Source organism: Helicobacter pylori (genome assembly GCF_001998165.1).
In the GTDB taxonomy this organism is placed as follows: domain Bacteria; phylum Campylobacterota; class Campylobacteria; order Campylobacterales; family Helicobacteraceae; genus Helicobacter; species Helicobacter pylori_DL.
Genome location: NZ_MTWR01000041.1, coordinates 1 through 10,437 on the forward strand (window position 1 = coordinate 1; position 10,437 = coordinate 10,437).

A 10,437-nucleotide genomic window follows, 5' to 3' on the forward strand; every position below is an offset into this window, starting at 1 on the left:
TCCAGGCAAAGTGCCGACACTCAAATTGTCTTTTTTCCTTGTAAGCTCTCTGGCTTTCTTGCTAGCTTCTCTAGCCTTTGCAGCTAGTAGGGCTTTATTAGCGATGATTTTAGCTTCGTTAGGGTTTTCTTCTAAAAATTGATGGATTTTGTCATAGACTAATTTTGAAACCAACGCGCGCGCATACGAGCTACCGAGTTTGGATTTAGTCTGCCCTTCAAACAAAGGCTCGCTCATTTTCAAGCTCACAACAGCGATCAAACCCTCTTTAATGTCTTCAGAAATGGGGCGCGACTCTTTAGTTTTAATATTATTGTCAATGTATTGTAAAATCGCTTTAGACAAGCCCATTTTAAAGCCCGCCTCATGCGTGCCGCCCTCAGAAGTTTTAATGTTATTCACAAAGCTTAAAGTGTTTTCATTGTAATCGTCAGCATACGCTAAAGCGACCTCTATAGAAGTGCGCGTTTCTTCATCCATGCTTTTAAACGAAATAACGGGGGTGAGCAATTCTTTTTTAGCGCTGTCTTTCACGAATTGTTTCAAGCCATCTTTATAGAAATAAGTCTCTTGCAGTTGGGTTTTTTCTTCTTTGAAAGAAATTTTTAAGCCGTCGTTAAGATACGCCATTTCTTTGAAGCGCTTTTGTAAAATACCCGCTTGAAATTCAACGACTTCCATCACGCTTTCATCAGGGAAAAATTCAATAGTCGTGCCGCTTTCTTTAGCGCTTTTGGTTTTGCCAATGACTTCAAGCTCGCTAATGGGGATACCCTTTTCAAACTCTTGGCGATAGATTTGACCCTCTTTTTTAATGGTCATGATCAAGCGTTTGCTCAAAGCGTTCACAACCGAAACGCCCACGCCATGCAAACCGCCTGAAACTTTATAAGTATCATTATCAAACTTGCCCCCCGCATGCAAAATCGTTAAAACCACGGTGCAAGCGGGGATTTTTTCCGTGGGGTGAATATCTACAGGAATGCCTCGCCCGTTATCTTCTACAATGCATGACCCCTCCTCAGTCAAAGTGATGTTAATCGTATCACAAAAGCCCGCCATGCTCTCATCTACAGCGTTATCCACGACTTCATACACCATGTGGTGCAACCCGCCTATATTGGTATCGCCAATATACATTCCAGGGCGTTTCCTGACCCCCTCTAAGCCTTTTAAAACCTTAATACTATGGCTCTGGTAATTTTGCATTCAATCAAGCCTTTATAATGTGATTGGCATCATCAAAGTGGAAATTTTAGCGCTCAAGTGGCTTTGCTTTTCATCAAGAGACTCTTGGATCAAAAAAGGCGAAGAAGGCTCATTGCATTTTAAAACGAATTGCGTTGTCCCTAAAGCGTTTAAGGCTTCAAGGAAAAATTTAGCGTTCACGCCCAAATGAAAGGCTTTTTCAATATCCAAACCTTTTTCAATCTCAACAGAGGTTTTAGCCGTTTCGCTATGCTCAGAATCCAAAGATTCAAACAAAGCGTTGTTTTTTTCTAAAGTGAGTTTAATGGTGGAGCTTAAAGAACTGCATAACTTAATGCTCTCTTTAAATTCTTCCTTGCCTAAAGTGAAAGAAGAAGTGTATTCTTTAGGGAGGATTTTTTGATAATCAGGGTAATTCCCATCAATGAGCTTGGTGAAAAAAGCGTGCGTTTCGTTTTCAACCACCGCTAGCATGCCATCGCTTTTAAAACTGAAATTTTCATAAAAAAGCTTAAGGATTTCTAATAAAGCCCTTTTAGGTAAAATGCAAGAAATATCTTCTTCAGTGGAATGGATAGAGATTTTTTCTAACTGCGTGTAAGAAAGCCGCTTGGTATCCGTGCCTACCACCGAAAGGGTTTGGTGCTTTTGATCAAATTGCATTAAAATACCGGCTAATTCCCTTTTATGGCTGGTTTGCTCAATCACAGGAGCGATCTTTTTAAACGCATCCACCAAAAAGGGGGTATTGACTTCTAAACTCACTTTTGGCTCAATAATAGGGAATTCAGGAAACTCATCAGCGTCAAACATGGGGAGTTTGAAAGAGCTTTTATTTTGTTTGATCACCAAGCTGTCATCTTTAGTCTCTAAAACAATATTAGAGTCTTTTAAACATGAAATAATGTCTAAAAACTTCTTCCCGTTGATCGTACCAACGCCCTCTTTATCGCTAGATTGCGTAAAAATATAGCTTTTTAGCCCAATATCGGAATCGCTCGCTTTCAAAAAAAGCTTTTCTTTAATGACTTCTAAATGGATGTGTGAAGCGATAGAAGAAGCGTCCTTTTTATCCAAAAAGGCTTGCAAGTAGCGCAAAGTGTTTTCCAAATCGTTTTTACTGACACTGATTTTCATAATTGAATAATCCCCTTGAATTTTTAGTCTTATTATAGCATAAAAGAACGCTTTTTTAAGGGTTTAAGCGTATTCCTACCCCTATACGATTGGAAAAAACATCGTATTCATACAAGCCATCGCCATAGCCATTAAACCATTGCGCATAAATCCCTACAAAAGGGTTAATGCGGTAGGTATAGCCTAAGCGGAAAGCCCCATGCCAGCGATCATAACGCCAGTATTGCGTGAAAATATCATAAAGTTGCAATTCAAAATGATGGCGCCCTCTCCTGTAATCTATTTTAGCGTTACCATACCCCATGTAATCAATCAAATTAGGGTTGGATTGATCATAAGGGACATAGGGCCAATAAGCGACCATGATTTTCAAGCCTCCCTTTTCCCACACCAAGCGAAACACAGGGCGTTGCCCCGCGCTCACAGAGCGGCACCCCCCCCAGCGCACGTCTTTTTGCCCGTTATAATCTTTAACGATTACAGGCCCTCCTGGGAATTGGTTTTCAGGATTACTTTCTTTATTAAAAGGCTGGTAACATTGCGCGCCTCCCACGCCATTAGAAATGTGCTGCCAACCTATCCAAATTTCAGAAAAATTCCCTATTTTACCCCCAAAAGGTTTAAAATTAATAGGATAAACATAGATGAGTTCAGGCATGAAATTGATCATTCGCATGGGAGCGGATTGAGGGTTATTATAAATTTGAAACCAGTCAGTTTGGGTATAAGCCAAATAAAGCGTGCCTTTAGTCCAAAGAATATGCCTAAATACAGGCACTCTAAAACTGATTTGGAACTTAAACTCATTGCGTTGATACGGGTTGATATTAGGATGATACCATTGAAAAATGGGGGTGAAACTATGATAAAAAGGCAAAAAATAAGTGCCTAGATAATCCATCATGTTTAAATATTTTTTAGCAAAATCCACCCAAGAATGTTCTTTGGGGGCTTTTTGTGGAGGGAGATACCAGGCATTGGACAAATCGTTTTGCGTTTTAATGATGTGCAAATCCTGTTTGCGCAAATAGTAGTTATAATCCACCTTAAAATTATCTTGTGAAAATTTTTTGCCTTCTAACTGACAAACTACAAAAATCATAAAGAGCCAAATGCTTTTCATTAAGCCTTCTTATCTTCATTTAAATTGCAAGATGAAAATCGCTAAAATCACTACAGGTGCGATAAAACGAACGCTAAAATGCCACGCTTTAAAGGCGTTTATATTAAAGAAATGCTTCGTGGCTAAAAAAGAGTGCTTTTTATTTAAAATCCATCCCACAAATAAGACTGAAAACAAGCCTCCCAAAGGCATTAAAAATGAAGAAGTGATGAAATCCAGCCACCCAAACACGCTCTTATGAGCAAAACTCAAAAACTTAGCGTATCGTTCATTCATAGAAAGAATGACTAAAACGCCTAAAACATACACAACAACCCCTATCCATAGCGACGCTTGAAAGCGCGAAAAATTAAAACGATTAATGAGATAAAGCGCTAAAGGCTCTACCAAAGAAACCGTGGAAGTGATCCCGGCAAAAACAAGGGCTATAAAGAAAAAGAGCGAAACGATCTGCCCACTCATGCCCATTTTAGCGAAAGTTAAAGGTAAGGAAATAAAAACAAGCCCTGGCCCTTGAGACACATCCGCATGGTATTCAAACACAAAGGTGAAAATCATCACCCCAGCAATCAAAGAAATTAAAATACCCGGTAAAACAATAAATAAAGAGCTTTTGAGTAGATTTTCTTTTTTAGGCGTAAAAGCCGAATAAGTAATGATCGTGCCTACCCCCAAACTCAAAGAAAAGAACATCTGCCCTAAAGCGTCCATCACAACCTTAAAATCAATCTTTTGAATCTCAAAATTAAATAAAAAGCGCAAAGCTTTAGGCATGCTTTCTAAAGTCATCGCATAGATTAAAAGCCCTATAAAAATCACAAACAATAAGGGCATCAGCACGACATTTAATTTTTCAATCCCCTCTTCAATCCCCCTAGAAACAAACCATATTGTCGACAATAAGCATGCGCTAAAGCCAATAACAGGCCAGATTAAACTGCCATTTTGGAGCGTGCTAAATTGCATTTTAGCTTGCTCTAAATCTTTAGGCAAATCAAAAGTTACTACAAAAAGATAGTAAAGCACCCAGCCTAACACCACCGCATAAAAGGATAAAATGAGAGGGCCACCTAAAATAAAAAAAGAAGTGAAAGGGTAATATTTTTTCCTTTTAGGATCTAAGATTTGATAATTAGAAACAACATCTTTTTTACCCAAATTCCCAATCAGCATTTCTACTAAAAGCATAGCAATGCCTAAACTCAAGGTTAGCGCTAGATATAAAAGCACAAACGCACTCCCCCCATTATGACCTACCATATAAGGAAAGCGCCAAATATGCCCTAAACCGATAGAGCTACCCAAAGTGGCTAAAATAAAGCCTAATTTAGAAAATTTTCCCATGCTAAATATTTTAATAAATCTTGCTCAACCAAATAGAAAACACAATTAAAGGGGTGATATATTTAAGCAAGAAATACCAAGTTGCAAACAATTTAGGGCCTAAAAAGTGCGTGCTCAAAAGACGCAATTTTTCTTTTTTCAAAACCCAGCCCATAAAAATAAAGGTTGCCATCCCCCCTAAAGGCATGATAATGGTGCTTGAGGCAAAATCCAACCAATCAAAAAGACTTTTTTCAAAGAAAGTGAGATAGTCTTTATAATCCTTGTGGAGCGAAAAAATCAACACCACGCCTACAATAAAAATTAGCGCTACAAGACCCCAAGTAACCTTAAAACGAGAGTATTGATACCTTTCGGTAAGATACATCACGCTTGGCTCTAATAAAGCCACCGTAGAAGTGATGCCAGCAAAAGCGAGCGCGAGCAAGAAAAGAATTGAAACAAGAACGCCTATCGCTCCCATTTGGCCAAAAACCACCGGTAAAGAAGTGAAGATTAACCCTGTGCCTTGTGAGACATTCGCCCCATATTCAAACACAAAAGTGAAAATCATAAGCCCTGCCACAAGAGAAATCAAAATCCCTGATAAAACCACCCAAATAGTGCTTTTAAGCAAATTCTGCGTTTTATCCGTAACCGCAGCGTAAGTGATATTAATCCCTAAACCTATGCTTAAAGAAAAGAAAACCTGCCCCAAGGAATAAGTGAACACTTGAGAAGTCAAATCTTTTGGCTTGAAATCAAACATGAAATGGAAGGCTTTAGAAAAAGAATCCATGCTCATCGCATAAAAAAGCAAACCAAAAAAAGTGGCAAAGAGTAAGGGCATTAAGACTAGATTGAGTTTTTCAATCCCTTCTTTAATCCCCCTAGAAACAATCCATCCGGTTATGAATAAAACGCTAAAAAGCCCTATGGATTGTAGCCCTATAGACTGCAAAGTTTGAGTAAAAATTTGTTCAGATTCTTGGATATTGTTAGGCAAATTAAAACTAACACTCACTAAATAATAAAGCACCCAACCTAAAATCGTGCCATAAAAAGTCAGTATTAAAGGCCCAGAAATAAGCAAAAGTCCTGCGTATTTCCAGCGTTTTTTAGGGTTAATGTCAAGCTCTTTAAAAGCTTCTATTACATTTTTTTGCGTGCTTTGTCCTAATAGCATTTCAGCGATAAACATCGCCGCACCAACGCTTAAAGATAAAAATAAAAACAATAAAACAAAAGCACCCCCACCACTCACCCCAGTCATGTAGGGGAAACGCCAAATATGACCTAAACCTATCGCGCTCCCTAAGGCCGCTAAAACAAATCCTAATTTAGAAAAATGATTACCCATATCCTAACTACCAAACTCCTTGTCAATGATTAAAATTAAGGAGCTATGTCCTTAATCGCCCAACTATTGCTGTATTAGTTTTTTGAAATCTCTAAAGATCTTAAGATTTAAGAAAAAACCCACTTTCAAAAATACCTAAAAATTATAAAGCAACGCCCCTAGATTATACTATAGTTAAGTTACATATTGTATAATTTTGAGAAAGTTTCATTATTTAAGTAAGGGGAATTAATGCGCTGTAGGGTATATTACGAAGATACCGACTCTGAAGGCGTGGTCTATCATGCGAATTATTTGAAATATTGCGAAAGGGCTAGGAGCGAGTTTTTTTTTAAAAAAAATGTTTTGCCAGAAAATGAAGAAGGCGTGTTTGTCATCCGCTCTATCAAAGCGGATTTTTTTACCCCTGCGAGTTTAGGACAAGTCTTAGAGATAAGAACGCAAATTAAAGAATTAAGAAAGGTTTTTGTGGTGCTTTTTCAAGAAATTTATTGCATCCAAAACGCTTCTTTAGAGCCTATGAAGCCCTTTAAAGTCTTTGCTTCAGAAATCAAGTTTGGCTTTGTCAACCGCTCTACATACAGCCCTATTGCCATTCCTAAATTGTTTAAGGAGCTTCTTAGTGCCGTCTGATTTAGAAAAACCCACCATTATTTACCCTTGTCTTTGGGATTATAGAGTGATTATGACCACTAACAATACAAGCATGTTAAAAGAGCTTTTAGAAACCTACCAACGCCCCTTTAAATTGGAATTCAAAAACACTTCTAAAAACGCTAAATTTTATAGCTTTAATGTTTCTATGGAAGTTTCAAGCGAAGTAGAACGGAATGAGATTTTTCAAAAAATTTCACAATTAGAAGTCGTGGTGCATGCACTTTAGTCTTTTAAAACAAACGCCTTAAATTTTTCACCCCTTTCTTTATACGAAGAAAATTGATCCAAACTGGCCGCGCTGGGTGAAAGTAAAGCGACTTCATTTTGCAATAAAACGCTTTTAATTTCTTGAACCGCTTTTTCTAACTTTAAACAAACTTGACAAGAAACATTAAATTCTAACGCTAAGGCTTGGATGATAGAAGTACTTGATCCTATGGCATAAAGGCTTATTTTATAGTTTTTAAACTCTTCAAAAAGGGGGGTTAAATTGACCCCTTTAATATCGCCCCCTAAAATCAAATGGATTTTTTGGTTTTTAAAGGTTTTTAGAGCTTGTAAGGTGGCATCAATGTTCGTGGCTTTGCTGTCATCTACCCACAAACACCCTTCTTTATCCCTAAATTCTTCCATTTTATGCGAGCCGATTTTAAAAGCGTTCAGTCTTTTAAGGGCGTTTTCTCTATAATCTTGCCATTTTAAATTCTTTATTTTTAAAAATTGCTCATAAACTAAAAGGGCTAAAGCCGCGTCCAATAAAAACGCTCCCTTAAAAAAAAGGGCGTTAGAAGGGATTTTTAAACACTTTAAAATCTCTTCGCTTGTGTCAAAAAAGATTTTTTGCGCTTGCGAGTTTTGAATAATAGGGTGTTCTTTGAATTTTAAAGGGAGGATAGCGAGCGAAGTTTTAGGCATCAACGATAAAACCTTGAGTTTAGCGTTCAAATAATTTTCAAAATTGCAATGCCAAGTCAAATGATCGGCTTCTATATTGATGAGCAAGTAGATTAAAGGGTAAGCCTTATTCGTGTAATGCAAAGAAAAGGAGCTTGTTTCTAACACCCACAAGGGCGATTGCTTTTCAAACAATTCAATCAAGGGCGTGCCGATATTCCCCCCACTCACAGCCTTAAAATCTTCTAAAAGCATGGTGAGCATTTCGGTCGTGGTGGTTTTCCCGTTAGTGCCGCTAATACTGATTATAGTAGGCGTGAAAACAGAATTAAACAAGCTGTCAATATAATCGTATTCGCTCACTAAATGCTTGGCTTTTATGACTAAAGGGTGCGTGAAACTAATGCCAGGGCTGACTATTTCTAGTTGGGAATCATTAGGGTTAAAATCCTTACTGGGATAGCAAAGAAAACCCTCGCTATCTTTAAAAGATGAAAGGAATTTATCATCAAAAAATTTGACTTCGTTATGGTTTTTTTTAAAAAAACGCCCCAAAGCTAGAGTGGTTTTGCCATGCCCCAATAAAGAGATTTTCATTTTAACGCACCTTCAAGCTTAAAAGAGCGACTAAATTACTCAGCATGGAAATGATCCAAAAACGCACGATCACCTTATTTTCTGCCCAACCCTTTTGCTCAAAATGATGATGGATGGGCGCCATTAAAAAAAGGCGTTTTTTACGGGTTTTATAACTCCCTACTTGCAAGATCACAGACAGAGTTTCTATTACAAAAATAGATCCCATTAAAACGAGCAAGATTTCATTATGCGAAACAATAGCGTTATAAGCGATAAACCCTCCTAAAGCCAAACTCCCGCTATCACCCATAAACACGCTTGCCGGGTTGCAGTTATACCACAAAAAGCCAAAGAGCGATCCCACTAACGCTAGCGAGACAACAAACAATTCCCCCACATCTATGACTTTAGGATAAAGCAAGTATTTAGAAAATTCCGCATTCCCTGCCACATACACAAAGATAGAAAGGCTTAAGAGGGTGAAAATGCTAGGCACGCTCGCTAAGCCGTCTAAGCCGTCGGTTAAATTCACCGCATTGCTCGTGGATAAAAAAACCAACACCCAAAAACCAACCGCTAACATCGTGGGCATTTCAAACAAAGGGTTTTTCAAAAAAGGCGCGTATAAAAAAGTATCCAACCCCTTAAAGCTCAATAAAACAGACACTACAAGCGAAAGGACAAAAAGCATGCCAAATTTCATTTTCGCGCTCATTCCGGCATTATTTTGCTGGTTGATTTTAGTGTAATCGTCTCTAAAACCCACAAAACTAAAGCCCACTAACACGATTATCCCTAACAACACATAAAGATTACCCAAAGACGCGCACAACACGCTCGCAACAATGGTTGCAAAAACAAACACAATCCCCCCCATCGTAGGGGTATCCTTTTTATTCTGGTGGCTTGGCACGAAGCTAGAAATGGGCTGGTTAGCCTTTTTAGCCTTGGCCCATAGAATGAATTTAGGCATTAAAAAAAGCGTGAGGAAAAAGGCTATGAAAAACCCTAACCCTGCTCTAAAAGTCAAATACTGGAAAAGATTGATATTAAAATAGCCATATAGTAAAGAATAGAGCATAAAATCCCCTAAAATCGCCATGCTTGAAATTTAGAAAAAAAGAAAATTGTAGCGCAAATTGGTTTACTTAAAAATAGCATGAATAGGGTAGAATAGAAGTCTGTTTTAATTTTTAGGATTTTAGGAGTCTTTTGTGGAGCGTTCGCTTATTTTTAAAAAAGTTAGAATTTATTCTAAAATGTTAGTGGCTTTAGGGCTTTCAGGCGTGTTAATCGGTTGCGCGATGAATCCAAGCACTGAAACAAAAACACCAAATGACGCCAAAAATCAAGTTCAAGCTCATGAAAGAATACAAACAAGCTCTGAACATGTTACGCCGCTAGATTTTAATTACCCAGTACATATTGTTCAAGCCCCACAAAACCATCATGTTGTAGGTATTTTAATGCCACGCATTCAAGTGAGCGATAATCTAAAGCCCTATATTGATAAGTTTCAAGACGCTTTAGTCAATCAAATCCAAACTATTTTTGAAAAAAGAGGCTATCAAGTGTTGCGTTTTCAAGATGAAAAAGCTTTGAATGCACAAGATAAGAGAAAGATTTTTTCCGTTTTGGATTTGAAAGGGTGGGTAGGAATCTTAGAAGATTTGAAAATGAATTTAAAAGATCCCAATGATCCTAATTTAGACACGCTAGTGGATCAAAGTTCAGGCTCTGTGTGGTTTAATTTTTATGAGCCAGAAAGCAATCGTGTAGTTCATGATTTTGCTGTGGAAGTGGGAACTTTTCAGGCAATGACCTATACTTACAAACACAGTAATTCTGGAGGGCTTAATTCTTCAAACAGCATTATCCATGAAGATTTGGAAAAGAATAAAGAAGACGCGATACACAAGATTTTAAACAGAATGTATGCGGTTGTCATGAGAAAAGCTGTAACAGAACTTACAGAAGAAAATATCGCCAAATACAGAGACGCTATTGACAGAATGAAAGGCTTTAAAAGTTCTATGCCTCAAAAAAAGTAGTTCTTAAACGAACCATTTAAAAATTGGCCTTAAAATCAGTCTTTTTAAAGGCTAATTTAGGTATAGTGTCAAATTCATTTCAATATTTAAGGATACACAATGGC

The 10,437-nt window shown here is 37.7% G+C and carries 10 protein-coding genes; 3 read left to right on the plus strand and 7 right to left on the minus strand.

Features of this window, described 5'->3' with window-relative positions; genetic code table 11:
• The 5 genes from BZK24_RS05390 to BZK24_RS05410 all read right to left on the minus strand — a co-directional run.
• A partial coding sequence (locus BZK24_RS05390) for an ATP-binding protein (protein ID WP_242423419.1) occupies positions 1-1,209 on the minus strand: 1,209 nt, incomplete at its 3' end.
• 12 nt (positions 1,210-1,221) lie between these two features.
• Complete coding sequence (dnaN, locus tag BZK24_RS05395; protein WP_077656811.1) at positions 1,222-2,346, minus strand: DNA polymerase III subunit beta; 1,125 nt, start codon at positions 2,344-2,346, stop codon at positions 1,222-1,224.
• Between the two features lie 55 nt (positions 2,347-2,401).
• The gene (locus BZK24_RS05400) at positions 2,402-3,469 is read right to left on the minus strand and encodes a phospholipase A (protein WP_077656812.1); all 1,068 of its coding nucleotides are present in this window, start codon (positions 3,467-3,469) and stop codon (positions 2,402-2,404) included.
• A gap of 15 nt (positions 3,470-3,484) precedes the next feature.
• Positions 3,485-4,813: a sodium-dependent transporter gene (locus tag BZK24_RS05405; RefSeq protein ID WP_077656813.1), complete on the minus strand. Its 1,329-nt coding sequence runs from the start codon at positions 4,811-4,813 to the stop codon at positions 3,485-3,487.
• A gap of 10 nt (positions 4,814-4,823) precedes the next feature.
• Positions 4,824-6,152 (minus strand): sodium-dependent transporter, encoded by a 1,329-nt coding sequence (locus BZK24_RS05410; protein WP_077656814.1) that lies wholly within the window; start codon positions 6,150-6,152, stop codon positions 4,824-4,826.
• 231 nt (positions 6,153-6,383) lie between these two features.
• Between BZK24_RS05410 and ybgC the strand changes: the two genes are divergently transcribed.
• On the plus strand, positions 6,384-6,785 hold the full coding sequence (gene ybgC, locus BZK24_RS05415; protein ID WP_001203779.1) for an acyl-CoA thioesterase YbgC: 402 nt from the start codon (positions 6,384-6,386) through the stop codon (positions 6,783-6,785).
• On the plus strand, positions 6,775-7,035 hold the full coding sequence (locus BZK24_RS05420; RefSeq protein WP_001138704.1) for an HP0495 family protein: 261 nt from the start codon (positions 6,775-6,777) through the stop codon (positions 7,033-7,035). Before ybgC ends, BZK24_RS05420 begins: the two co-directional genes overlap by 11 nt.
• Here the strand turns inward: BZK24_RS05420 and murD are convergent.
• On the minus strand, positions 7,032-8,300 hold the full coding sequence (murD, locus tag BZK24_RS05425; protein WP_077656815.1) for a UDP-N-acetylmuramoyl-L-alanine--D-glutamate ligase: 1,269 nt from the start codon (positions 8,298-8,300) through the stop codon (positions 7,032-7,034). The genes BZK24_RS05420 and murD overlap by 4 nt on opposite strands.
• Before the next feature lies 1 nt (position 8,301).
• A complete protein-coding gene (mraY, locus tag BZK24_RS05430) occupies positions 8,302-9,363 on the minus strand; it encodes a phospho-N-acetylmuramoyl-pentapeptide-transferase (protein ID WP_077656816.1) in 1,062 nt (353 codons plus the stop codon).
• Positions 9,364-9,496: 133 nt separating this feature from the next.
• On the opposite strand from mraY, the gene BZK24_RS05435 reads away from it, so the two are divergent.
• The gene (locus BZK24_RS05435) at positions 9,497-10,333 is read left to right on the plus strand and encodes an HpaA family protein (protein WP_077656817.1); all 837 of its coding nucleotides are present in this window, start codon (positions 9,497-9,499) and stop codon (positions 10,331-10,333) included.
• Positions 10,334-10,437: the final 104 nt, after the last annotated feature.